The sequence below is a fragment of the Blautia difficilis genome, assembly GCF_014297245.1.
GTDB classification, from domain to species: domain Bacteria; phylum Bacillota; class Clostridia; order Lachnospirales; family Lachnospiraceae; genus Blautia_A; species Blautia_A difficilis.
Window position 1 is genome coordinate 85,937 of sequence record NZ_JACOQG010000002.1, and the last position, 23,885, is coordinate 109,821.

Genomic DNA, 23,885 nt, shown 5'->3' on the forward strand with positions numbered 1-23,885 from the left:
TCATACTGACAGATATATGAAAAATGAAAGGATAAAGAATGGATAAATTTGAACTGATCGCACCCTGCCATTTTGGGATGGAGGCTGTGCTGAAGCGAGAAATTCTTGATCTTGGATATGAGATCACCAAAGTGGAAGATGGTAAGGTGACTTTTCAGGCAGATGCCCAGGGAATTGCAGATGCAAATATGTTTCTGCGTTCTACTGAGAGAATTCTGTTGAAGGTGGCGGAGGTAAAAGCGCAGACCTTTGACGAGCTGTTTGAGAAAACCAAGGCTCTGCCCTGGGAAAATTATATTCCCAGAGATGGTAAATTCTGGGTGGCAAAAGCGAATTCTGTAAAAAGTAAGCTGTTTAGTCCCTCAGATATCCAGTCTATTATGAAAAAGGCGATTGTAGAACGTCTGAAGGGGGTATATAAAGTATCCTGGTTTGAGGAGGACGGAGCCAGTTTTCCCATCCGTGTAGCCTTTATGAAGGATGTAGCGACCATTGGTATTGATACCTCGGGCATTTCCCTTCACAAGAGAGGTTACCGGAAAATGACAGTGAAAGCGCCTATTACAGAAACGTTGGCGTCTGCTTTGATCATGCTGACACCGTGGAACAAAGACAGAATTCTGGTAGATCCTTTCTGTGGAAGCGGTACTTTTCCAATAGAGGCTGCAATGATCGCTGCAGATATTGCGCCTGGTATGCATCGTTCATTTCTGGCCGAGGACTGGAAGCATCTGGTTCCAAGAAAATGCTGGTATGATGCGCTGGAAGAGGCTCAGGATAGAGTAAATCTTAATATTGAAACAGATATTCAGGGATATGATATTGATCCGGAAGCTCTAAAGGCTGCCAGAGCCAATGCCCAAATGGCAGGAGTAGACAAGCTGATCCATTTTCAGCAGCGTCCGGTGAAAGAACTTCGACATCCGAAGCCTTATGGTTTTATTATCACGAACCCACCCTATGGTGAACGTCTGGAGGAAAAGGAAAATCTGTCCCGGCTTTATCGGGAGATCGGAGAGAGCTATCAGCGTCTGGATAAGTGGTCTATGTACCTGATCACATCTTATGATAAAGCAGAAAATGATATTGGCAGGAAGGCAGATAAAAACAGAAAGATTTATAATGGTATGTTGAAAACCTATTATTATCAGTTTCTGGGTCCACGTCCGCCGAAAAAGAAGAACTAAACATGAAAACGCAATAGATGAGGGTATCAGAAAATGAAAAAAATAATTTTTGCAACAGGAAATCAGAATAAGATGAAGGAAATCCGGGAAATTCTGGCAGATATGGATGTGGAGGTTGTTTCCATGAAAGAAGCGGGAATCCATGCAGATATTGTAGAAGATGGAAATTCCTTTGAAGAAAATGCAGAGATCAAAGCGAAAACAATCTGTGAAATGACAGGTGAGATTACGTTGGCAGACGATTCAGGCCTGGAAATTGATTATCTGAATAAGGAACCGGGAATCTATTCTGCCCGTTATATGGGAGAAGATACTTCCTACCGTATCAAAAATGGAAATCTGATCCAGCGTCTGGAAGGAGTACCGGATGAAAAGCGCACTGCAAGATTTGTATGTGCAGTTGCGGCAGCATTTCCGGACGGAACTGTGAAAACGGTAAGAGAGACAATGGAAGGCCGTATCGGGTACGAAGAAAAGGGAGAGAATGGTTTTGGATATGATCCTATATTTTATCTGCCGGAATATGGATGTACCTCTGCAGAACTTTCTATGGAGGAAAAAAATAAGATCAGTCACAGGGGGAAAGCCCTTCGTGCGATCAGGGACGTATTAAAATAAGACATACACAAAATAAAGGAAGATGCAGATGAAAATATTGATCGTCAGTGATACTCATGGAAGGGACGAGAACCTGGAAAAAGCTGTATATAGGGAGGAACCCTTTGATTACCTGATTCATTGTGGAGATGTGGAAGGCCGGGAGATTTTTATTGAAGCTCTTGTGGACTGCCCCTGCTGTATTGTATCAGGAAATAATGATTTCTTTTCGGACCTTCCAAGGGAAGAAATTATTGATCTTGCAGGAAAAAAGATTCTGGTGACCCATGGACATACTTATGGGGTTTCAGGCGGAACAGATGGCATAGTGGAAGCTGCCAGAGCCAGAGGCTGTGAGGCAGTGCTGTTTGGACATACACATTATCCGGAAATTGAGATGCAGGAGGGAATCCTGGTGATTAATCCGGGCAGCCTGACCTTTCCCAGACAGAGAGGGCGTAAATTCAGTTATGCTGTGATGGAGGCAGAAGAGGGGAAGGATTTGCAGGCAGAAATCCGGTATCTGTAAAAATAGATTTATTTTGATCAAATGTAGCAAATAAATCAAACAATATATTTTGCTTAAAAAATTTATAATCAAAATAGAAAAAGAAGAAAATATAGAAAAAATATAGAAAAAAAGGCGGGATGGGGATTAACCGGGAAAGTCTGCAAACCCTTGATTTTACTGGGTTTTCATCCTGCCTTATACCTTTGAAAATTTAATTTTTAAAAAAAATTGTAAAAATTGAAAAAAAGGTGTTGACATTTGACGCTGATTAACATATAATATGTCTTGCGTCGGACAACGAAGCAAAAATAAATAAAGAAACAGCGGGGTGTGGCTCAGTTTGGCTAGAGCGCCTGGTTTGGGACCAGGAGGCCGCAGGTTCGAATCCTGTCACCCCGACTGCTGTAAACAACAACATTACCGTTTCAGCGAAATGCGGGTGTAGTTCAATGGTAGAACACTAGCCTTCCAAGCTAGATACGTGGGTTCGATTCCCATCACCCGCTTCTCTGTATGTAACAGGGAGATGTGTCTGTAGCTCAGCTGGATAGAGCAACGGCCTTCTAAGCCGTGGGTCGGGGGTTCGAATCCCTTCAGGCACGCTGTGGTGGGTATAGCGCAGTTGGTTAGCGCGCCAGATTGTGGCTCTGGAGGCCCAGGGTTCGAATCCCTGTATCCACCCTTTGCCTTTGGGCTATCGCCAAGCGGTAAGGCACAGCACTTTGACTGCTGCATTCGCTGGTTCGAATCCAGCTAGCCCAGTCTTTTATATGGAGCATTAGCTCAGTCGGTAGAGCACTTGACTTTTAATCAAGTTGTCCGGGGTTCGAATCCCCGATGCTTCATTAAACAAGCGGAAATCTTTTATAAGGTTTCCGCTGTTTTTATAACAGGCGGATATGGCGGAATTGGCAGACGCGCTGGTTTTAGGTACCAGTGGGCATCCCGTGCAGGTTCAAGTCCTGTTATCCGCATAAAAGAGTATCTTTCCATATGAACGGAAGGATACTCTTTTGTTATATGCGAGTAAAAAAATAATTGCAGAAATTATCTGACAGGCTTAAAAAAGATAGGATAGTATGGTAAGATAAAGAAAAGTATAAACACCAAAATGTGAGGTTTATAAAATGAATGATACAGGAATCAGAGCGGAAGTTATAGAAGAAAACTGGCTGTAATAATCAACAGAGGGATAGAAAGCGAAAGGAAGTATCCATTATGGGACAGATACACAATATTGAGAAACTGACAGATTGTAAATTTTTAAATTTATACCATTTAAATGCAACAAGCATTCATAACACTCCTGTGTCATATTTTGTGGCATCACGTGCGAAGAGTATTAACGAATTAAAGATAAAAACAGGTAAAAATACTCCGGATGGTGTAATTATTTACAGTCTTTACGGAGAGAAAAAAGACAGGGTTGTATTGGTACGTCAGTACAGATATGCAATCGGCGGATACATCTATGAATTCCCGGCAGGTCTGGTAGAACCGAACGAAGAATTCCATGAAGGTGCAGTAAGAGAAATGTACGAGGAAACAGGATTGAAATTCACGCCTCTGAAAGTAGATCCTGCATTTGAGAAACCTTATTTCACAACGGTTGGCATGACAGATGAATCCTGCGCAACCGTTTACGGTTACGCGGAAGGTGAGATCAGTAAAGCGGCACAGGAGGATTCCGAAGAAATCGAAGTTGTGCTTGCTGACAGAGAAGAAGTAAAGAGAATCCTGAAAGAGGAAAATGTAGCGATCATGTGTGCATATCAGCTGATGCATTTCCTTCAGGATGAAGAACCTTTTGCATTTTTAACATAATATATAGCAAGAATTCTCCTTCCTCTACAGGTGGGAGATGAATTGCAAAAAAACAGGAAAGAACACTTGTTCTTCAACGCGATTCATGGTATAATAGAAACAGTCGACAAGATAAAAGATCAAAAAAGAACTGTTTTTATGAAAAAAGAGATTGAGATGGAAAAGGCAGGATTTTTCAAAAAAATGAAAAAAGGCTGGCAAGGGAACAGCGTAAACTGTTCGTATCCGGACAATAAGTAAGAAAATACGCCCGTGTCCGGGCAAAAAAAATCGCGGGACACGCGAGGATAGCTTGTAGATACTTGGCTCAGTAGAGTCATTGAGCAAGAAGCCCCCACTTCAAAATCTGGGATTTAAGTGATGGGAGCATGTCACGGGAAGAACTTTAACAAGGTCTAAAGAAGCCAAAAAACAGGCACATATACCGGATATCCGGGACTATGTGCCTGTTTTGTTTTAATGATATTTATGCATCCGTACATAATAGCTGATGCATAAGATCACAGTGGCTCCGCTCCATGCTGCAATCTCTGCAAAGAAAATACCGTCCTGTCCGATGAAATGGGGAAGGATCAGTGCAGCACTGATACGCATGACAAATTCAGCCATACCACTTACCATAGGCATTAAGGTATCTCCCAGCCCCTGAAGTGCAGATCTGTACACGTACAGGAAGTACAAAACCCAAAGCATGGCAGCCATAATAGAAAGGTATTTAAAAGCAATTGCCAGTACCTCCTGCGTCTGCTGTGGTTCACCTGAGATGAAAAGTGAGAGAATATTTTTTCCGAATAAAAACATGGCAGCAGAAATGATCAGTGAGGTAAGCAGGGAAAGCAGCATACTGCTGCGGACACCTTTCCTGATCCTGTCAATCTTTCCGGCTCCCAGATTCTGACCTACATAAGTAACGATGGCATATCCATAGGAAATAGCAGCCATTTCCAGCAGACCATAAAGCTTATTTGTAGCTGTAAATCCTGCCACAAAAAGGAAACCGTAGCCATTAATCACATACTGGACTACCAGACCGCCCACACCGATGATGATATTTTGAAATACAACAGGAATACCAAGCTTCATCAGGCGGGCATTCATACCGGAGGCAGGCATAAAATCTGCTCTGGTCAGATGAACGATATCAATTCTGCGTAAAATCAGGAAACAGTAAACAGCGGAGAAGCTCTGTGCGATCACAGTTGCGATTGCTGCTCCTGCCACACCCCATCTGAAGCCTGCCACAAAAAGGATGTCCAGTGAGACATTCAGCACAGATGCGATGATCATTGCAGTCAGCGGTGTTTTACTGTTTCCCATAGCCCTTAGGGCAGAGGCAAACATATTATAGGCTGCTGTGGCCGGTATGCCACAGAAAATGATGCGCAGATATAACAGAGACATTCCGATAATATTGGAAGGTGTATGCAGCCCTGTTAATACCAGCGAAGCAAATGACTGGCTGAGAATGAATACTCCGGCTGCGATAAATGCGGTCAGCCGATAACTGTGAGCCAGAGATTTACGCAGATTTTCGAAATCCTTTGCCCCATAATATTGAGAGAGTTGAATGGAAAATCCCTGGGTGAGTCCTGTGGATATTCCTGTGACAACCCACATCAGAAAGTCAACAGCGCCCAGTGCGGCAAGAGCCTCCACACCTGCAACCTGGCCAACAACCATGGTATCCACCATTGTATAAAGTTGCTGACAGATATTTCCCAGCATCAGGGGAATTGCAAAAAGAATGATCAACCGTCCCGGTGAACCGGAGGTCATATCCTGAATCTTGGTTTTCATTGGTATAAAAGTTCCTTTCCGGAGCATATTTGAAAAGGATTAAGAATAATTTTTCGAATATACCCTGATATTTATATTAATAATTTGTAACTATTCAGCAGTCTACTATCCCGCGAGGTGTTTTGGCACGTAAGTACCAAAATCCCGAGACATACAAGCCAAAATGCCATCACCGCAGGTGATTTTTAATGCATTTTGGCTCGTAACTGTGAAGGTACTGAACAGCTACGATAATTTTATATCATTAACGTGAAAAATGAAATATAATATTTCATCAGGATGATATAAATTTATCTGTTATTGTAGATATATTAACTGAATCAGCTGAATAAGTTAAGTCCCTTGCCTCAATTGCAAAAAGCAACATACTCTGCAGAGACAATGGCTATTTACAAATATGACAATAACAGGTATCATTCTTTTATAAATACATTAATAAAAGAAGGTAGAAACAGAATGAGCGGACTGGAAAAGAAATTTGCTACGAAATCAAAAATCGTAAATTATATTATAAATAGAGAATCCACATCAAAAGTGGAAATATCCAAAGAACTGAATCTGAGTATGCCAACAGTTCTGTCTAATGTAAAAGATTTATTGGAAAAAGGTATCATAATAGAAACTGGAGAATATGAATCCACAGGAGGAAGAAAGGCTAAAAGTATTGGAATCAATCCATCCTATCGTTATGCAATGGGAATTGTGATCACTGCAAATCATCTGGGAATGGTGCTGGTAAATCTGAAGTATGAGATTGTGAAATCAGAGCGGGTCCGTCTGAAATTTGTACCTGATATGTCATATTGTAGTCAGGTGGCAGATTTTGCGGCGGAATTTCTGGATAATATGAATGATGCAGAACAGAAAGAAAAGCTTCTGGGTGTTGGAATCTCTATTCCGGGAATCATTAATCAGGAGCAGAAACTGGTGATAAAATCCCACGCACTGAAACTTGAAAACTATAGTCTCAGTTTCCTGGAACAGGCATTTTCTGTCCCGGTTTATTTTTCAAATGATGCCAATGCAGCAATGATGGCAGAAGATATGAACACCTATCAGAATGCAATTTACCTTTCGTTGAATCAGACTCTTGGCGGTGCATTCTGCATAGGGGGAAAATTGTTTTCCGGAGAAAATCAGAAGGCCGGAGAATTTGGACATATGATACTTGTACCTCAGGGCCGCAAGTGTTATTGTGGAAAATCAGGTTGTGCAGATGCTTATTGCGCTGCAGGCGCACTTGTTGGTGAGTCAAAGGATTCTGTGGAACAGTTTATGCAGCTGCTCAAAAGTAATGATGAAAAGGCAGAGAAAAAATGGGAAGAGTATCTGGATTATCTTGCAATTCTGATTTCAAATCTGCGCATGGCATATGATATGGATATCATTCTTGGCGGCGAAATGGGTGGATATCTCTCGGATTATATGATACCTCTTGGGGAAAAAGTAATGAAGTATAATGGATTTGATCATGATCTGAGATATCTGAAAAACTGTTCTTATAAGAAAGAAGCCTCAGCTGTAGGTGCAGCAAAGCATTTCCTGCAGGATTTTATCGGAAAGATATAGATTTGCCTATAATCTGCCGATATATCATAGTAAAAAAATATCTGAATACAAAAATACCCTGATTACAACAATGAAACGTTGTGATCAGGGTGTTTTTGTTGAGGGAATTCCGAAGACAATCAGAAGGATTGCTATAGTAAAATCTGCATAAAAATAAAATCTTTACTTTGTGCAACTGGTAGAAATGAGAAATATTCTTAAATATTTATTGACAAAGTTATATATTTGAATAATAATGTAATTACTTTAATAAAACATTTAATAAAAGATAATAAATAACAGGAAGTTCAAAGTACATTCAACAAACAAGGAGGAAAATATTATGTTACAGCAGGTTATGACAAATCCAGGAGAAATCATTTTCAGAGAGGTTCCCGTACCAGAGATTAAAGACAACCAGGTTTTGGTTAAGATTATGAATATTGGTATCTGTGGTTCTGATATCCATGTATATCACGGAAAACATCCTTTTACAAAATATCCGGTAACCCAGGGACATGAAGTATCAGGAGAAGTGGTAAAAACAGGTGATGCAGTAACAGAATTTCATGTGGGACAGAAAGTAACAATTGAGCCACAGGTATATTGTGGACATTGTTATCCATGCCGTCACGGAAAATACAATCTCTGTGAAGAGCTGAAAGTAATGGGATTCCAGACAACAGGAACTGCATCCGAGTATTTTGCAGTTGATGCATCAAAAGTAACACCGATACCGGAAGATATGTCTTATGAAGAGGGCGCAATGATTGAGCCTCTGGCAGTAGCTGTTCATGGTGTTAAACAGATGGGCGATGTAACAGGAATGAATATTGTGGTGATAGGAGCCGGTCCAATCGGAAATCTGGTAGCGCAGTCTGCAAAAGGGATGGGAGCAGCTAAAGTTATGATCACAGATGTCAGTGATCTTCGTCTGGAAAAAGCAAAAGAGTGTGGAATTGATGTATGTGTCAACACAAGAAATAAAAATTTCGGGGAAGCAATGGTAGAAGCCTTTGGACCGGATAAGGCAGATGTTATCTATGATTGTGCAGGAAATAACATTACAATGGGACAGGCAATCAAATATGCAAGAAAAGGAAGCGTGATTGTGCTGGTTGCAGTTTTTGCAGGAATGGCTGAGATTGATCTGGCAGTTGCAAATGATCATGAGCTTGATATCAAGAGCACAATGATGTACAGACATGATGATTATGTAGACGGAATCAGACTGGTGAATGAAGGAAAAGTGCATTTAAGACCGCTGATCTCTAAGACGTTTGCATTTAAAGATTATCTGAAAGCATACCAGTACATTGACGATAACCGTGAGACTACAATGAAAGTGATTATCAATGTGCAGGAAAAATAAAATCCCCTGCTGATCATAAGCATTATGTAAGACAAAGATATAATAAAAAAGACTGCTGTAAAGAAGACATGAGTAAACGGAAAGACGGAGGATGGCAGCAGGCAGGAGGAATTATGGAGAGTAAAAACGAAAATGTAAAAGTTCCGTTGATCAGTAAAATCGCATATGGATTTGGCGATGTAGGATGTAATTTCAGCTGGATGTTCGTCAGTAATTTTCTCATGATTTTTTACACAGACGTATTTGGAATCAGTATGGCAGCAGTCTCTGCCCTGATGCTGTTTTCAAGATTTTGGGATGCGATCAATGATCCGATCGTGGGTGGACTGACAGATAAAACCAAAACGAAATGGGGGCGTTATCGTCCATGGCTTCTCATTGCAGCTCCGATCACGGCCGTGCTTCTGATTATGACATTTTGGGCACATCCGGACTGGTCGGACAGATCAAAGGTTATCTATATGGTAATTACATACTGTCTGCTGGTACTTGGATATACCTGTGTAAATATCCCGTATGGCACCCTTTGTGGAGCAATGACACAGGATATCGATGAACGTGCAAAGATTAATACATCACGTTCAGTATCTGCAATGGTTGCAATTGGAATTATCAATATCATTACAGTTCCCCTGATTGGAAAACTTGGCAGTCAAAGTGCTAAAACCGGATACCTACTGGTAGCAATCATATACGGATGTATTTTTGCAGCCTGTCATTTCTTCTGTTTCGCAAAAACAAAAGAGCAGGTGATTATGCCGGAAAAAGAAAAAATATCCATAAAAGTGCAGCTAAGAGCAGTGATGCAGAACCGCCCATATATTCTGGCATTAATCGGACAGGTGTTATTCGGATTTACACTTTATGGAAGAAATGCAGATGTTTTATACTATTTCACTTATGTAGAGGGAAATGCATCCTACTATACTACATATTCCATGTGCATTATCATTCCATCCATTATCGGTGCAGCATGTTTCCAGCCTGTATTCCGCAAACTGAACAATAAAGGAAGAACGGCATCCATTTTTGCTCTCCTTACTGGAATTTCCATGCTCTGTATGTTCTTCTTTAATGTAAAAGAAACACCGGCAGCGTTCTATACACTTGCAGGAATTACACAGTTCTTTTTCTCTGGATTTAACACTGCAATTTATGCGATCATTCCTGACTGCGTAGAATACGGAGAGTGGAAAACGGGCTTAAGGAATGATGGTTTTCAATATGCATTTGTGTCACTGGGAAATAAAATTGGCATGGCAATAGGAACTGCGCTTCTTGCAGCACTTCTTGGAAAATATGGATATGTGGCAAATCAGGTACAGAATCCGGCTGTCCTCAGTATTATGAGACATTCCTTTACTACAATTCCGGGAATTTTATGGATAGTGACAGCAATTGTACTGTTTTTCTACCGTCTGAACAAAAAACGTTACAATGAAATCGTAGAAGACCTGAAAAAAAATCGGGTAAAATAAAGAGTGTCGTGAAGTGAATTGCGAATATCAACAGAGTCTCCTTGGGCAGCATTAAAAAATCTGCTTAAGGAGATTTTTATGTCTGGAGTTTTTGTGGTTGCATTTTTGTTTTATATGGGTATAATGGTGAGATAAGTCTGCAGATGAAAGGAAGACAATGCTGACAATATAACGAAGGAGCGAAGTATTATGCTGAAAAGATTCACCAGATATGTAACCCAGAGTGTTGCCGGAATGATCGGGATTTCCGTTTATATTCTGGCAGATACTTTCTTTATATCTGTATATTCAGGTGCTGACGGACTGGCAGTTCTCAATCTGATCCTGCCGGTTTATGGACTGATCTATGCGATTGGGGCTATGATCGGGATTGGTTCCGCTACTAGGTATGGCATAAGCAGGGCAAAAGGAGAAAACACAGATCACTATTTCGTACAGTCAGTAACCTGGAGCATACTGGCTGCAGTTCCATTTATGCTGATCGGAATTTTTATTCCGGACAAAGCATTGGCTTTGCTGGGTGCAGATGCCGGACTGATCGGACTTGGACGAAACTATATGAGAATTATTCTGATTGCAACACCGTTCTTCATGTCAAATTATACATTTACTGCATTTGCCAGAAACGATGGAGCGCCTTCTATTGCAATGATCGGTTCCATCAGTGGAAGTATCTTTAACATTATATTTGATTATATATTCATGTTCCCGGTCGGTCTGGGATTTTCCGGAGCAGGACTGGCTACTGCAATCTGTCCGATCGTAACAATGAGCGTCTGTACCATACACTACAGAAGTAGCAGAAACCATGTGGGATTCCATTGGAAAAAAACGTCATTCAGACACCTGATTTCCTGCTGTCAGCTGGGAGTTTCCGCATTCGTCGGTGAACTGTCTTCCGGTGTGATCGCCATTGTATTTAACTTCCTGATCCTGGGAATTGCAGGAAATGTGGGTGTAGCAGCCTATGGAGTTGTGGCAAACCTTTCTATCGTGGCAGTTGCAATTTTCAACGGTCTGGCCCAGGGAGCACAGCCCCTGATCAGTGAAAGTTACGGAAAAGGTCAGTCCACTCAGGTAAAAAAACTTCTAAAATGGAGCCTGATCGTATGTCTTGCTGTAGAAACACTGATCCAATTGGTCATCTGGACTTCAACCGACACGCTGATCAGCATTTTCAACAGTGAAAACAATATTCAGCTGCTGAATTATGCACATACAGGACTGCGTCTATATTTCCTTGGATTTATAGTGGCAGGAATCAATGTTGTACTGGTGGCATATTTCTCAGCAGTGGATGAACCGAAAATTGCGATTGTCGGTTCATTACTGAGAGGAATTGTTGCCATTGTTATCTGTGCAGTTATACTTGCAAAATTATTTGGATTAAATGGAATCTGGCTTTCTCTTCTTGCAGCGGAGGCGGTTACGTTTCTGACGATTCTGTTTCTGGCATATAAAGATAGAAGAAAAAGGATGGCAGTTGTCTGAACTATGGTTTCAGGCAACTGCCATCCTCAATATCAAGCAGTCTGATTTTCCGCTCAATCCCTCCGGCATAACCGGTAAGACTTCCGTCTGAACCTATAACTCTGTGGCAGGGGATGATCACGGAAATCCGGTTATGTCCAACTGCACTGCCAACTGCCTGAGCAGACATGGTTTTCAGTCCACGTTTATCAGCTATTTTGCGGGCAATCTCGCCGTAAGTAACTGTCTGACCATAAGGGATCTCCAGTAAAATATCCCACACTTCTCTCTGAAAATCTGTTCCGATCAAATGAAGCTTCGGCAGGAAATCCGGCTTCTGCCCACTAAAATAAATATCCAGCCAGCGCAGAGCATCTTTCAAAATACAGTTTTCTTTTTCCTCAAAAACAAAATCCCTGTGTCCTGGAAATTCTCCAAAATACTTCTGTCCCTCAAACCAGGCTCCCACAAGCCCAATATCATCAGCTGCCAACAGCATTTTTCCAAGTGGAGACAGGTAATAAGTTCTGTAAATCATAATATTTCACCCTCAACAGAAAAATAAATGACAGTAAAGAGTACTTATAGCAATCTTCTTAAATGCATTATTTACGAGGATTGCTATAGCTTTTTATGGAATTGCTATAGTTACAATTTATTATAAAATTTTCTTATGCCAAAAGCAATGAACATTGCTATAAATCAGGGAAGTCATCTGCTTCGAGTGAGAAAGGAATTCTTGTGTAAACCCCAAATATGATGTAAGATAAGATTACTCAGTTTGGAGGTTTTATTATGTGGAATGAAATAAAAGATTTCGCTGCGCCGGAACTGGATGTATATGCCAGAACATCTGAAGTGCAGCTTTTACGATACTATGAACCGGAACCGGGAATTTTTATTGCGGAGAGTCCGAAAGTAATTGAGCGAGCCCTGAAGGCAGGATATCAGCCAATCTCTTTTCTGGTGGAGCATAAAGATCTGGAAGGAGAGGCACAGGAAATCCTGAAACAATATCCGGATGTGCCGGTCTATACTGCAGAATATGAACTGTTGGTCAAGCTGACCGGATTTGCTCTTACTCGCGGAATGCTCTGCGCAATGCGCAGAAATTCACTGCCATCTGTAGAAGAAATCTGCAGAAACGCCAGCCGCATAGCAGTTCTTGAGAATGTTGTAAACCCTACAAATATCGGAGCTATTTTTCGCTCAGCAGCAGCTCTCCATATTGATGCAGTACTTCTGACCGGCGGATGCAGTGACCCGCTTTACCGACGTGCAGCCAGAGTAAGCATGGGAACCGTATTCCAGATTCCCTGGACATACTTTAATAAAAAAAATGTATGGCCACAGGATGGAATGCAGATTCTGCAAAATCTGGGATTTAAAACAGCGGCAATGGCTCTACGTGACGATTCCGTAGGAATTGATGACAAAGCACTCCGTTCAGAAGAAAAACTGGCAGTTATTCTCGGAACTGAAGGCGACGGTCTTGCATCACAGACCATCGCAGACTGCGATTATACAGTAAAGATACCAATGTCCCACGGAGTAGATTCGTTGAATGTGGCAGCGGCAAGTGCAGTGGCATTCTGGGAGCTGGGACACAAGTAAAGCTCACAATTCCGGAACTGGAACAGGTAGCGCAGGCAAACGGATGGGCATTATGAGGATATTATTCCGCATTATTATGTGCTGTAGAACATAAAAGATTTTACTGCACTGGAATTTTTATAGTTAGTGTAAACGTAAAATATCCGTCAGGAAAGCAGGTGTGTGAAATGGGTGTGTATTTAAATCCCGGCAATTATGAAGTAATCAATTCTGAGATTTATGTCGGGAACTTCTGATAAGGGAAACTTGATGTAACAAAAAACTTATGTTAATATGTAAATGTACAAATTTATTGGATATTAATATAGGAAGTGATTGTATGCCAGAAAATATCAGGAATATCATATATAGATTTTCTCAAGAATTAAGACATATTTTGGGCGATAAACTGACAAAGGTTATCGTATATGGCTCATATGCAAGAGGAGACTTTCGGGAGAATTCTGATATAGATATTATGATTTTAGTGAAAATGTCTGATGAAGAAATTCGATTGGTTAAGAATGACATTTATGATCTTGCATTTGAATTTGAAATAAATACAGGAATAGAGTTTTCTCCTATCATTAAAAATGAAGACCAGTATGAATATTGGGTTGATACGTTGCCTTTTTATCGGAATGTGAGAGATGAGGGGGTAGTGATCAGTGAATGATAAGAAAGAAGATTTATGTATATACCGCATTCGAAATGCTGTAGAGACATTAGGAGTAGCTGCATTATGTTTGGAAAGCCAGCATTATAAAGATTCAATAAATCGTAGCTATTACGCTGCCTTTTATGCAATAAAAGCAGTATTAGCTTTAGAAGAGATCGACTTTAAGCGCCATAAGGATGCGGTTGCATATTTTAATAAAACTTATGTAGCAACGGAGATTTTTTCAAGAGAAATGGGAAAAAAGTTAGGCAGACTAAAGCAGGAAAGAGAAAGCAGCGATTATGATGATTTTTACGTTGCGTCTTTAACAGATGCAACAGATCAGTATAATTCAGCGAAGCTTATTATTGATGAGATAGAAAAATATCTGGCAGATAAAAGTATTCAATATTAACTGGAAAATGTGGTATATGTAATTTAACAGGCATATTGAACATATCCACTTGGCAATAAAGTACTTGTACAATAGGAGATTTAGTGAATCCCTCGCAATTTGCGAGGGATTTTTTACTAAAAATGAAACTTTTTGTTCTTTGACAGGATATATAAGAATGTAAAGGTTAAAAGCTTTTAATTTTTGAAAGTATTAAAAAGAAAGTAGGATTGATATGACAGATGAAGCAGAGCTTTTGCAACGTCTCAGGAACAGAGAAAAAAACTCAATAGATGAAGCAATCCAAATTTATACGCCGTATTTGAGTACTGTTTTGTATCATATGGCCGGCAATGCACTGCCGAAAGAGGATATTGAAGAAATTGTGGCAGACGTGTTTGTTATACTCTGGAAGAATGCTGAAAGGATAGATTTGCAGAAAGGTACATTACGGTCATATCTTGCTGCTGTTGCCCGAAATTTTGCTCTGAAACGGATAAACAGAAAAACGGAGTATACAGTTCTTGAAGATATTGAACTGTCAGATGGAAAAGATTTCATTGAAGAGAATTTTCACAATAATTATGTGTGGGAAACAGTTATGAGTCTTGGCGAACCTGACAGCGAGATTTTTGTAAGGCGGTATAAATTTGATGAAAAAATCAAGGACATTTCAAAAGCAATGGGACTTAATATTTCTACAGTTAAGACCAGACTTTCAAGAGGAAAAAGAAAACTCAGAAAAATGTTATCGAATGCGGAGGAAAGATTATGAGAAGAAAAAATTTGCTTAAAGAATTGGGAATACAAAAACAGGCAGATACATCCTGCAATGCTCTTGATATTGACACAGAGAAGGTCAGACAGAGAGTTTATGCAAAACTTGACTTCGCAGATACAGAAAGGAAACAAACGACTATGAGATCAAAAAAGAAAATATTACCTTTGTTGATAGCTGCAACACTTACAATTGGAGTTACTGCTGTGGCGGCAACAGGAAAGGTTTCAGTGTGGACAGGTTCATCTGCATCACGTACTGATTATACATCTCTTCCAACAGTAGAACAGGTTACAAAGGATATTGGGTATAGACCGGTATTGATTGATACATTTGAGAATGGGTACTGCTTCAAAAAGGGCAACATTATAAAAAACAGTTTTAAGGATGACAATGCAAATGTAATTGAGAAGTTTAAATCTGTGTCCTTTGAGTATCAGAAAAATGGAGATATTGTATCATTTGATCAGCAGAAGTTTACTTCAAAGCTTACTCAGGCGGGTGATATTATTGCCACTGTAAATGGAACAAATCTGTATTATGTACATTATATAAATAAAGTGGTATCGGATGATTACGAATTGACAGAACAAGATAAAAAAGACCAGGCCAGTGGAAAAGTTGTATTCAGTTACGATGACAGCGCTTCTCAGATTGAAGTCAGTCAGGTTCAAAGCGTTAACTGGAATAAAGATGGCATCCAGTATGGTTTGCTGCAAATAGATGGAAAATTATCTGCCGGTGAACTTGCAGATATGGCGAGAGAGGTTATTGATAACAGAAGATAAAGAAAAAAAGATGGTGAATTCACTCCGGTTCACCATCTTTTTGTAACTGCTGTGGAAATACCTGTATCGCAGTTGATGTATAATATGTCATAATTTACAGATAGTGGTGAAATAGCAACACTATATACGACTTAATACAAATGTAAACCAAATACAGAGAAATAGGTTGACAATCCTCCCCGCTTATGATATAAAAAGAAAGTCAAAACCAATCATCAACAGGGAAAGAGGAGAGTATTATTATGAGTCAGTCATATGCAAAAAGCCCTGCTGCAGAGAGAAAGTTTACAACCAGAGAAATGGTACTGGTTGGTATGTTTGCAGCAGTTCTTGCAGTAATATCACAGATTTCACTGCCAATGCCTACCGGTGTACCGATCACCATTCAGGTATTTGGCGTAGCACTTGTAGGAGCAGTACTTGGTTCCAGACTTGGAACTACAGCAACACTGGTTTACGTTTTGTTAGGAGCCATCGGTCTTCCGATCTTTGCTAATTTCTCAGGCGGAATCAGCAGCATTGTAGGAGTTACCGGAGGATACATCTGGGCATGGCCGATCATGACCTGGCTTTGCGGAATCCGTCCGAAAACAGAGAACAAGACAAAGAACCTTGCAATCTCAATCGGATTTGCACTGATCGGACTTCTGATCGTTGAGACAATCGGTGGTCTGCAGTGGCACTTTGTGGGAGGTTCCATGAGCATCCCGGCAATTGCAGTATACTCCTTAACAGCATTTATTCCAAAGGACATTGTGATCACAGTTCTTGCAGTTCTCATCGCAATTCCCATCAGAAAAGGAATTAACAATGCAGGAAACCGCTGAGAACAGTAACAGGCTAAAAAGTAGCCTGCCGAAAGATACTCAGGTAAAGCAGGAAAACATAAAGATTCATGGAATCGGGCTTGATAAAGCAGGACGGTGTACACATTATCACACACAGCTTGACATAGCCGCATTGCTCTGTGCGAAATGCAGGAAATATTATGCATGCTATTCCTGTCATGATGAACTGGAAGATCATCCATTTGCCCCAACAACACCGAAAGAAGCTTATCCTGTTTTATGCGGAAACTGCGGCAGGAAACTTACACTTCAGGAATACAAAAAAGGCAGCTGCCCTTACTGCCATGCAGGATTTAATCCAAAATGCAGTTTACATGAGAATATTTATTTCTGTTGTACAAATACAGAGAATACAAAATAGCAAAAAATTTTGTATTCTCTTTTTATTTGTCAAAAAATCTGATATACTGATTAAAGTTAGAATAAACTAACTAAACAAATAACAAGAACCTATTTCTTTTATTTGCATACAAATAAAAACAGGAGGAATAAATCAATGGATATAAATGTATTCTATGGAATTCTGATTCCTTTTCTTGGAACTTCTGCAGGAGCTGCCTGCGTATTTTTCATGAAGAAGAATCTGAATGAACAGATCCAAAGGGCACTTACCGGCTTTGCAGCAGGAGTTATGGTTGCGGCTTCCATATGGAGTCTGCTGATCCCGGCAATTGAACAGTCTTCCGGATTGGGGAAGTTTTCATTTGTACCGGCAGCAGTGGGATTTTGGATAGGGGTGCTTTTTTTGCTCTTGCTGGATCACATGATCCCGCATCTTCACCAGAACAGTGACAAGGCAGAAGGTCCGAAGAGCAAACTTCAGAGAACTACCATGTTGGTTCTTGCAGTAACTCTGCATAATATTCCGGAGGGAATGGCAGTAGGAGTCGTATACGCAGGCTATTTAACAGGTCACACTCAGATCACTATAATGGGAGCAATGGCTCTCTCTATAGGGATTGCCATCCAGAACTTCCCCGAGGGAGCTATTATCTCCATGCCCCTGCGTTCTGAGGGAATGGGAAAAACCAAAGCCTTCGCAGGTGGAGTCCTGTCCGGGATTGTAGAACCTGTCGGTGCAGTCCTTACGATTCTTGCCGCCGGCCTCATTGTCCCGGCACTTCCATATCTTCTAAGCTTCGCTGCCGGAGCTATGCTCTATGTAGTAGTGGAAGAACTCATACCCGAAATGTCTGCCGGAGAACACTCCAACATCGGAACCCTTTTCTTCGCAGTAGGATTCTCTCTGATGATGATTCTGGATGTAGCGCTTGGATAAAAAACAGCTGTCCGATTTATTACCGGGCAGCTGTTTTGGCGTTGAGAGATATTTTGGAAATAGTGGAAACCTGTGAGGAGACAGAGTCGGTTGAATGATGTGGTTCTGCTCGGTACAGATATAAAATACCGCCAAAGAACCCAAAGATCAGTCCTGTATATCCGCCGCTGCAAAGGACAACAGTTACCTTTGTAACAAAGGACATACCGCCGATCATGCAGATCAAAAAGCCTGTCAGAAGACCGATGGTTGTCCAGCTTATAAGTGAAACAGCCAGAAAAGTTGCAGCAGCATGTGAGTTTTTTACCTGTTTATTAATAGAATTCCATAATGTCTGATACATAATGATTCCTCTTTTCTTTTTTTCATTTTATGTACTTTATTATAAAAATGGTTTGTAAAATACACATGCGCGTTAATGAAAAATCTCTGTAAAATTTGCGGGATCATATAAATCCTGTGGCTTGTGTGAAAAAATGATTCGTGATAAGATAAGGGCAATAAATTTGATTAACGATCTGGCAAGGAGAAGACTATATGGATATAAATAAATTTCAGGAAAAACTGGCAGAAATCTGTAAGCTTGGTGAAGAAAATGGTAAGGCACTGAAGCCGGAGCAGATAAAGGAATGCTTTGGAGACATGGATCTTGACAAATCACAACTGATCAAAATTCTTCAGTACCTGAAGCTTCAGGGGATTTCCATTGAGGGGGCAGAAGCCCTTCAGAAACCGGTAGATCCGGAAACACCGGAAACAGAGGAAACGCAAAAAAAGGTACCGCTTACTGCAGAGGAAGAAGAATATTTGAGGGAATACCTGGAAAATCTGGAAGAACAGAAAAAGGTTCTGCGCAGTACAGAAGAGCTTTTCGGGCTGTTGAATCAGGGAGATGCTCTGGCAGCAGCAGAGCTTTCTCAGAAATATCTGCCCAGAGCAGCACAGATGGCAGCGGAATTGAATTGTGAGGAGATTTTCCTGGCAGATCTGATCCAGGAAGCAAATGTCAGTCTGCTTATGGCTCTGGACGAGGAGAATGACCACAAGGATGAAAAATGGCTTTTGGGAAGAATCCGCGCAGGAATCCTTCGGGCCATTGAGGAGCAGACACAGAAGAAATTCGAAGATGATTATCTGGTGGCAAAAGTAGAAAAGCTGGAAGCGGCAGTGCGGGAACTGACAGAAGATGATGAGGATGAAAAATCTAAATTCAGTGTGGAGGAACTGGCGATCATCCTGGATATGGATGTGGAAGAAATCCGGGATGTATTAAGACTGACAGGAGATGATAAATAATTATGAAAAAAACGATTCTTGTAATTGATGCCTGTGTCAGACAGGAGGAATCCAGAACCAGAAAATTACTTACGACTGCCTTGGATACTATGAAGGTGCAGCATCCGGACTGGAAGTTTGAGGTGCTGGATCTGAACAAAATGGATTTAAAATATTGGACAACGGATACCTTAAAGGCCAGGGATGAGTTTTTGATGAAAAGGGATTATACAGCTCCTGTATTTCAGTATGGAAATCAGTTCCGGGAAGCAGATGGAATTGTTGTGGCAGCGCCGTTCTGGGATCTGAGTATACCGGCAGTGCTGAAGGTTTACATTGAAAATATTTCGGCAGATGGTATTACCTTTAAGTGCGATGAATCCGGTATGCATGGAATCTGTAAGGGCCAGTGGATGCTGTTCCTTACTACCCGTGGAGGTATCTGGGCAGATAGCCATATGGAGCTTGGAAGCAGATATATGGAAGCTTTATGCCAGTTTTTTGGGATTGATCAGTATAATTGTGTGTATGCAGACGGAATTGATGTCCAGGAATTGGATGGAGAGAAGATTCTGGAGGCAGCGATAGAAGAGACTGCGCATATCAGCAGAATGCTGAACTAACATCATAAAATGAATAAAAAAGATTTTCACATGGAAAGAAAATAAGAGTAAAGTACTCCTTTGCCATGCGAAAATCTTTTTTTGTCAGGAAAGAGAATTACTTTTCAGGCATATGGGAAATTTTGTTATCCCAGATGATTCCGGCAGCTACCAGAAGGATTCCCAGAAGCTTCTTTAGATTAATATTATGGAACATAAAGGCGTCAAACAAAATTCCGGCAGTAAGCTGTCCTGTCAGTAAAAGAATGGTGGATTCCATAACTTTCAGATGAGAGAGTGTGATCATGGAAATAATAAATGCCACGATCCCGAAGGCTCCGCCCAGATAGGCCCACCAGGGAGCCTGGCTAAAAGAATATAGGTTAATAGAAAATTTTGAGGATATTGCCAGTAAAATAAAGGATAAGACCGAAGCCACCACGTAGTTCACCAGAGAACCATTGTTGGTTCCAAGATATTTTGTACACCGATAATTGATCATTTTGGAAACAACGGTGGCACATCCGTTTATGAATGCGAGAGTTAATATAAATGCCATGATTAATGTCCTTTCATGAAAGAGTGATAATGATCAGCCCTGCAAGGATCAGTGCAAAGCAGGGTAAACGTTTCAGGTTAAAAGGAATTCTGGGTACACCAAACCATCCGAAATGATCGATCACTGCAGAAATCACCAACTGACCGGTTACAGAAAGACAGGTTACCACCGAGACACCCAAAACACCGATACAGTAACTGGAAGTGACAACCAGAAAAATTCCAAAAAAACCGGCAGAATAGAGATACCAGGGCATTCCGCTGATTTTCAGTTTCTCATGAACAAATAGTTTCATATACAGAATAAGTAAAATTCCGCCTACTGCATGAACCACAAGGCTCATACCAAACATTCCCACATAATCGGTGAGCATGCGGTTCAGGCTGCCCATGGCAGACTGACAGGCACCGGCCAGAAGGGTAAACAAAGCGTACATAAAAATTCCTCCTCAAATTGTTATCACACAACATTATACAGGAAAACTGTTTTTCTTACAATTCTTTTGGCAGAACCTATATAATATTTTGAAGATTATGGAAAAACAGGTGAAGAATTTGTTTTATTTTTATATTTTGAGAGAAATGGGTGGAAATTTTATTTGAAATAAGGTACAATAAAAGAACTGAATTATAATTGTATGTACAGAAACGAAGAGGATCAGAGCATTATTTGCCATTGATGTCTGATCAGTATCTGTCATGGATAAAGGAGAAAGATATGAAAGCCTGGGAAAAAGCACAACGGATTTTTCGTGAAGCCAGACCGGTGGTACGATCGGAGGAGGAGCAGACCTGGACGGATAACGTAGATGTATCCAAATTCTATGATGATAATCTGTCTTTGGATTGGGGCAGTAATGTACCGGGATCAGGGGCACCTGAGAAGATTATGGTGGCAGCTGTTCAGGCACTTGAGAACAGGGGCTATCAGGTCAGCGAGGCTGGATACAGGTTTCTGGAGCAGGGACTTGCAGCACATCAGGAGCAGGATTTTGTGAAGCTCCATCAATTATCAGCACTTTTACGAAGAGAGCTGATGAATGCCCAAAAGGATGAAAACTCAGAATACTGGAAATACAAATATTATCATTCTTTTGAGGAGTATGAGAAGGAAGTAAGCTTTCCGGATGCCGTAGCAGTTGATACTTCCACAGAAGATTTTAAAGAAAAGATCCGTGCCGGATGGCTGGCACAGCTGGTTGGCGGAGCTATGGGAACCATGGTGGAGGGTTATACCAGTGAGAATTTGCAGAAGGCCTTTGGGGACGTGACAGGTTATCTGCGGGAACCAAATACTTACAATGATGATATTACTTTTGAACTGGCATTTCTGGATGCTTTTTCGGAGAAGGGATATGAAGTTACAGCGGAGGATATTGCACTCAGGTGGGTAGGATTTATCCCCTGTGGCTGGTCAGCAGAGGAGTTGGCTATCCGGAATATCAAAAGCGGTATTTTCCCTCCGGAAAGTGGTACCCACTGCAATCCGTTCAATGAATGGATCGGTGCTCAGATGAGAGCCGGAATATGCGGAATGGCAGCACCGGGTAATCCTTATATGGCAGCGAGACTTGCATGGCGGGATGGAGAAGTTTCCCATGCAAACAATGGAATTTTGGGAGAGGTTTTTAATGCTGTGATGACCTCACTTGCATTTGTGAATACAGATATTCACAGCGTAGTAAAAGCTTCTATTGATATGATCCCGAAAAAAAGTGAATATTATTCAGTGATCTCATATGCGTATGAGTGTTGTATGCGCTGTGACAGCTGGCAGGATGCACTGAAGGCGTGTATGGACAGATATCATACCTACAACTGGATCCATGCATATCCCAATGCCTGTTGTGAGATCATTGCATTAATATATGGAAACGGTGATTTCCGTGAAACTCTTCACATCATTACTATGTGCGGTATTGATGTAGACTGCAATGCGGGAATGATTATGCCGCTTCTGGCAATCCAACAGGGAATCCAGACTATTCCCTCTGAACTGCTCCATCCGGCTTTTGAGAAGCTGGAGACTTATATGAGAGGTAAATACCGTGAAATCTCTCTGGAGGAACTGGTTCAGGAAACCGTAGACAGTATCTGCAGGGCTGGAGCGCAGAATACCGGGCATGTATGAGAAAAAGGAGGAACTATAATATGAAGAAAAAATTGGTAGCAGCAACTCTTACAGCAGCAATGATCCTTTCCACAGGACTGGTAACAGTTCCGGTTATGGCAAAGGAAGATGGTGAACCATATAAGGCAGCACTGCTTCTGAACGGAACTCTGGGTGACAAATCTTTCTATGATTCTGCAAATGCAGGTCTGGAAGCACTTCAGGAAGAGCTGGGCGATGATAAGTTTACATTCAAGGTTGAGCAGATGGGTGCTACTTCCGCTGATGAAGCAAAATGGGAGCCTACCATGTATGATTACTGTGATGATGGTTCTTACGATGTAATTATCTGTGGAACTTATCAGATGCTGGATGCGCTGACCAATGCGGCAGCAGATTATCCGGATCAGAAGTTTATCTTCTTTGATGAAGCTTTTGATTTCAGCACAGGCGGAGAGGATAATGTATATAATGTAATGTACAAACAGAATGAGGTATCTTATCTGATCGGTGCTATGGCTGCTATGATGACTACAGATGAGTCTCTGGACATGATCGACCCATCCAACAAGATTATTGGTTTCCTGGGTGGTATGGAGAACTCTGTTATCAATGACTTCCTGGTTGGATACATTCAGGGTGCAAAGGATGTAGATGCTGATACACAGGTGGCTCTGGCATATGTAGGAAACTTCTATGACTCTGCTGCAGGAAAAGATATGGCTCTTACTCAGTATCAGAATGGTGCTGACGTTGGATTTAACGTAGCAGGAAGTGCAGGTCTTGGACAGATCGAGGCAGCAGTAGATGCAAAGAGATATGCTTTTGGTGTTGACTCTGACCAGGCAGCAGTTCTGCCGGATTACGCAGCTAATATTCCTACCTCTGCATTGAAGAATGTAGGTAATTCCCTGATCCGCGCTATTAAAGAGGATATGGATGGTGAGCTTCCATATGGTACTCTGGAGTATCTGGGACTTTCTGACGGTGGTGTAGAGCTGGTAGAGGATGATCACTATAAAGAAGTTGTTCCGGAAGAGATTCGTACAAAGATTGAGGATCTGAAACAGCAGATCATTGATGGAAAGATTACAGTTCCTACAGCTCTTGGCGATGATGCAATGAGCGAGGATGATATCAAGGCTCTGATCGATTCTGCAAAAGTAGGCTGATCGTTACTACAAAAAAAGTGAACAGTAGCGGTTCATCCGTATAGAT

26 protein-coding genes and 7 tRNA genes are annotated in these 23,885 nt (G+C 41.1%); 28 read left to right on the top strand and 5 right to left on the bottom strand.

The window, feature by feature from the left end:
* Positions 1 to 38 precede the first annotated feature (38 nt).
* The 12 genes from H8Z82_RS01910 (at position 39) to H8Z82_RS17055 (ending at position 4,359) form a co-directional block, all read left to right on the top strand.
* Complete coding sequence (locus tag H8Z82_RS01910; protein ID WP_019160653.1) at positions 39 to 1,187, top strand: THUMP domain-containing class I SAM-dependent RNA methyltransferase; 1,149 nt, start codon at positions 39 to 41, stop codon at positions 1,185 to 1,187.
* Between the two features lie 33 nt (positions 1,188 to 1,220).
* On the top strand, positions 1,221 to 1,805 hold the full coding sequence (locus H8Z82_RS01915) for an XTP/dITP diphosphatase (RefSeq protein WP_019160654.1): 585 nt from the start codon (positions 1,221 to 1,223) through the stop codon (positions 1,803 to 1,805).
* Positions 1,806 to 1,833: 28 nt separating this feature from the next.
* Entirely contained in the window at positions 1,834 to 2,313 is a 480-nt protein-coding gene (locus tag H8Z82_RS01920) for a metallophosphoesterase family protein (RefSeq protein WP_019160655.1), read from the top strand.
* A gap of 306 nt (positions 2,314 to 2,619) precedes the next feature.
* Positions 2,620 to 2,694 (top strand) — tRNA-Pro (locus tag H8Z82_RS01925).
* Between the two features lie 36 nt (positions 2,695 to 2,730).
* Positions 2,731 to 2,801 (top strand) — tRNA-Gly (locus H8Z82_RS01930).
* A gap of 22 nt (positions 2,802 to 2,823) precedes the next feature.
* Positions 2,824 to 2,897, top strand: a tRNA-Arg gene (locus H8Z82_RS01935).
* Positions 2,898 to 2,902: 5 nt separating this feature from the next.
* A tRNA-His gene (locus H8Z82_RS01940) sits at positions 2,903 to 2,976 on the top strand.
* A 9-nt stretch (positions 2,977 to 2,985) separates the two neighbouring features.
* A tRNA-Gln gene (locus H8Z82_RS01945) sits at positions 2,986 to 3,057 on the top strand.
* A 10-nt stretch (positions 3,058 to 3,067) separates the two neighbouring features.
* Positions 3,068 to 3,140 (top strand) — tRNA-Lys (locus tag H8Z82_RS01950).
* 48 nt (positions 3,141 to 3,188) lie between these two features.
* Positions 3,189 to 3,269: transfer RNA gene (locus H8Z82_RS01955), tRNA-Leu, on the top strand.
* A gap of 244 nt (positions 3,270 to 3,513) precedes the next feature.
* Positions 3,514 to 4,119 (top strand): NUDIX hydrolase, encoded by a 606-nt coding sequence (locus tag H8Z82_RS01960; protein WP_019160656.1) that lies wholly within the window; start codon positions 3,514 to 3,516, stop codon positions 4,117 to 4,119.
* Positions 4,120 to 4,149: 30 nt separating this feature from the next.
* Positions 4,150 to 4,359: a hypothetical protein gene (locus tag H8Z82_RS17055; RefSeq protein WP_207724595.1), complete on the top strand. Its 210-nt coding sequence runs from the start codon at positions 4,150 to 4,152 to the stop codon at positions 4,357 to 4,359.
* A 216-nt stretch (positions 4,360 to 4,575) separates the two neighbouring features.
* On the opposite strand, the gene H8Z82_RS01965 is transcribed toward H8Z82_RS17055, so the two are convergent.
* Positions 4,576 to 5,916, bottom strand: a complete 1,341-nt coding sequence (locus H8Z82_RS01965; RefSeq protein ID WP_186994080.1) for an MATE family efflux transporter — start codon at positions 5,914 to 5,916, stop codon at positions 4,576 to 4,578.
* 456 nt (positions 5,917 to 6,372) lie between these two features.
* On the opposite strand from H8Z82_RS01965, the gene H8Z82_RS01970 reads away from it, so the two are divergent.
* The 4 genes from H8Z82_RS01970 to H8Z82_RS01985 all read left to right on the top strand — a co-directional run bounded on the left by H8Z82_RS01970 (position 6,373) and on the right by H8Z82_RS01985 (position 11,805).
* On the top strand, positions 6,373 to 7,485 hold the full coding sequence (locus H8Z82_RS01970; protein WP_186994081.1) for an ROK family transcriptional regulator: 1,113 nt from the start codon (positions 6,373 to 6,375) through the stop codon (positions 7,483 to 7,485).
* 322 nt (positions 7,486 to 7,807) lie between these two features.
* Positions 7,808 to 8,836 (top strand): zinc-dependent alcohol dehydrogenase, encoded by a 1,029-nt coding sequence (locus tag H8Z82_RS01975; protein WP_008706353.1) that lies wholly within the window; start codon positions 7,808 to 7,810, stop codon positions 8,834 to 8,836.
* Positions 8,837 to 8,949: 113 nt separating this feature from the next.
* Positions 8,950 to 10,314, top strand: coding sequence for a glycoside-pentoside-hexuronide (GPH):cation symporter (locus tag H8Z82_RS01980; RefSeq protein ID WP_186994184.1), 1,365 nt, complete (start codon positions 8,950 to 8,952; stop codon positions 10,312 to 10,314).
* Positions 10,315 to 10,503: 189 nt separating this feature from the next.
* Positions 10,504 to 11,805, top strand: coding sequence for an MATE family efflux transporter (locus H8Z82_RS01985; protein WP_186994082.1), 1,302 nt, complete (start codon positions 10,504 to 10,506; stop codon positions 11,803 to 11,805).
* A 1-nt stretch (position 11,806) separates the two neighbouring features.
* Here the strand turns inward: H8Z82_RS01985 and H8Z82_RS01990 are convergent, their stop codons facing one another.
* Positions 11,807 to 12,322: a methylated-DNA--[protein]-cysteine S-methyltransferase gene (locus H8Z82_RS01990; RefSeq protein WP_186994083.1), complete on the bottom strand. Its 516-nt coding sequence runs from the start codon at positions 12,320 to 12,322 to the stop codon at positions 11,807 to 11,809.
* Positions 12,323 to 12,579: 257 nt separating this feature from the next.
* Here H8Z82_RS01990 and H8Z82_RS01995 point away from each other — a divergent pair, with 257 nt between their 5' ends.
* The 8 genes from H8Z82_RS01995 to H8Z82_RS02030 all read left to right on the top strand — a co-directional run bounded on the left by H8Z82_RS01995 (position 12,580) and on the right by H8Z82_RS02030 (position 18,122).
* A complete protein-coding gene (locus H8Z82_RS01995) occupies positions 12,580 to 13,398 on the top strand; it encodes a TrmH family RNA methyltransferase (protein ID WP_186994084.1) in 819 nt (272 codons plus the stop codon).
* A 319-nt stretch (positions 13,399 to 13,717) separates the two neighbouring features.
* On the top strand, positions 13,718 to 14,053 hold the full coding sequence (locus tag H8Z82_RS02000) for a nucleotidyltransferase domain-containing protein (RefSeq protein WP_019160665.1): 336 nt from the start codon (positions 13,718 to 13,720) through the stop codon (positions 14,051 to 14,053).
* Positions 14,046 to 14,450: a HEPN domain-containing protein gene (locus H8Z82_RS02005; RefSeq protein ID WP_019160666.1), complete on the top strand. Its 405-nt coding sequence runs from the start codon at positions 14,046 to 14,048 to the stop codon at positions 14,448 to 14,450. The genes H8Z82_RS02000 and H8Z82_RS02005 overlap by 8 nt, the downstream gene beginning before the upstream one ends.
* Positions 14,451 to 14,664: 214 nt before the next feature.
* Positions 14,665 to 15,204 (top strand): RNA polymerase sigma factor, encoded by a 540-nt coding sequence (locus tag H8Z82_RS02010; RefSeq protein ID WP_186994085.1) that lies wholly within the window; start codon positions 14,665 to 14,667, stop codon positions 15,202 to 15,204.
* On the top strand, positions 15,201 to 15,995 hold the full coding sequence (locus H8Z82_RS02015; protein ID WP_019160668.1) for a hypothetical protein: 795 nt from the start codon (positions 15,201 to 15,203) through the stop codon (positions 15,993 to 15,995). Before H8Z82_RS02010 ends, H8Z82_RS02015 begins: the two co-directional genes overlap by 4 nt.
* 242 nt (positions 15,996 to 16,237) lie before the next feature.
* Positions 16,238 to 16,822: a biotin transporter BioY gene (locus H8Z82_RS02020; RefSeq protein ID WP_022381192.1), complete on the top strand. Its 585-nt coding sequence runs from the start codon at positions 16,238 to 16,240 to the stop codon at positions 16,820 to 16,822.
* A complete protein-coding gene (locus H8Z82_RS02025) occupies positions 16,806 to 17,204 on the top strand; it encodes a CHY zinc finger protein (RefSeq protein WP_019160678.1) in 399 nt (132 codons plus the stop codon). The genes H8Z82_RS02020 and H8Z82_RS02025 overlap by 17 nt, the downstream gene beginning before the upstream one ends.
* 135 nt (positions 17,205 to 17,339) lie before the next feature.
* Positions 17,340 to 18,122, top strand: a complete 783-nt coding sequence (locus H8Z82_RS02030) for a ZIP family metal transporter (RefSeq protein ID WP_186994086.1) — start codon at positions 17,340 to 17,342, stop codon at positions 18,120 to 18,122.
* Positions 18,123 to 18,141: 19 nt separating this feature from the next.
* Here H8Z82_RS02030 and H8Z82_RS02035 read toward each other — a convergent pair whose 3' ends face one another.
* Positions 18,142 to 18,465 (bottom strand): hypothetical protein, encoded by a 324-nt coding sequence (locus tag H8Z82_RS02035; protein WP_019160680.1) that lies wholly within the window; start codon positions 18,463 to 18,465, stop codon positions 18,142 to 18,144.
* Between the two features lie 194 nt (positions 18,466 to 18,659).
* Here H8Z82_RS02035 and H8Z82_RS02040 point away from each other — a divergent pair, with 194 nt between their 5' ends.
* Both H8Z82_RS02040 and H8Z82_RS02045 read left to right on the top strand, forming a co-directional pair.
* Complete coding sequence (locus tag H8Z82_RS02040; protein ID WP_186994087.1) at positions 18,660 to 19,418, top strand: RNA polymerase sigma factor RpoD; 759 nt, start codon at positions 18,660 to 18,662, stop codon at positions 19,416 to 19,418.
* A 2-nt stretch (positions 19,419 to 19,420) separates the two neighbouring features.
* Positions 19,421 to 20,020: an NAD(P)H-dependent oxidoreductase gene (locus H8Z82_RS02045; protein WP_186994088.1), complete on the top strand. Its 600-nt coding sequence runs from the start codon at positions 19,421 to 19,423 to the stop codon at positions 20,018 to 20,020.
* A gap of 97 nt (positions 20,021 to 20,117) precedes the next feature.
* Here the strand turns inward: H8Z82_RS02045 and H8Z82_RS02050 are convergent, their stop codons facing one another.
* Both H8Z82_RS02050 and H8Z82_RS02055 read right to left on the bottom strand, forming a co-directional pair.
* Positions 20,118 to 20,558, bottom strand: a complete 441-nt coding sequence (locus H8Z82_RS02050; RefSeq protein WP_186994089.1) for a DMT family transporter — start codon at positions 20,556 to 20,558, stop codon at positions 20,118 to 20,120.
* Positions 20,559 to 20,571: 13 nt separating this feature from the next.
* Positions 20,572 to 20,994, bottom strand: a complete 423-nt coding sequence (locus H8Z82_RS02055; protein ID WP_173744113.1) for a DMT family transporter — start codon at positions 20,992 to 20,994, stop codon at positions 20,572 to 20,574.
* A 281-nt stretch (positions 20,995 to 21,275) separates the two neighbouring features.
* Between H8Z82_RS02055 and H8Z82_RS02060 the strand changes: the two genes are divergently transcribed.
* Positions 21,276 to 22,688 (top strand): ADP-ribosylglycohydrolase family protein, encoded by a 1,413-nt coding sequence (locus H8Z82_RS02060; protein ID WP_243176372.1) that lies wholly within the window; start codon positions 21,276 to 21,278, stop codon positions 22,686 to 22,688.
* Positions 22,689 to 22,708: 20 nt separating this feature from the next.
* Positions 22,709 to 23,839 carry a BMP family lipoprotein gene (locus tag H8Z82_RS02065; protein ID WP_019160686.1) on the top strand — a complete coding sequence of 377 codons (1,131 nt, stop codon included), beginning with the start codon at positions 22,709 to 22,711 and terminating at the stop codon, positions 23,837 to 23,839.
* Positions 23,840 to 23,885: the final 46 nt, after the last annotated feature.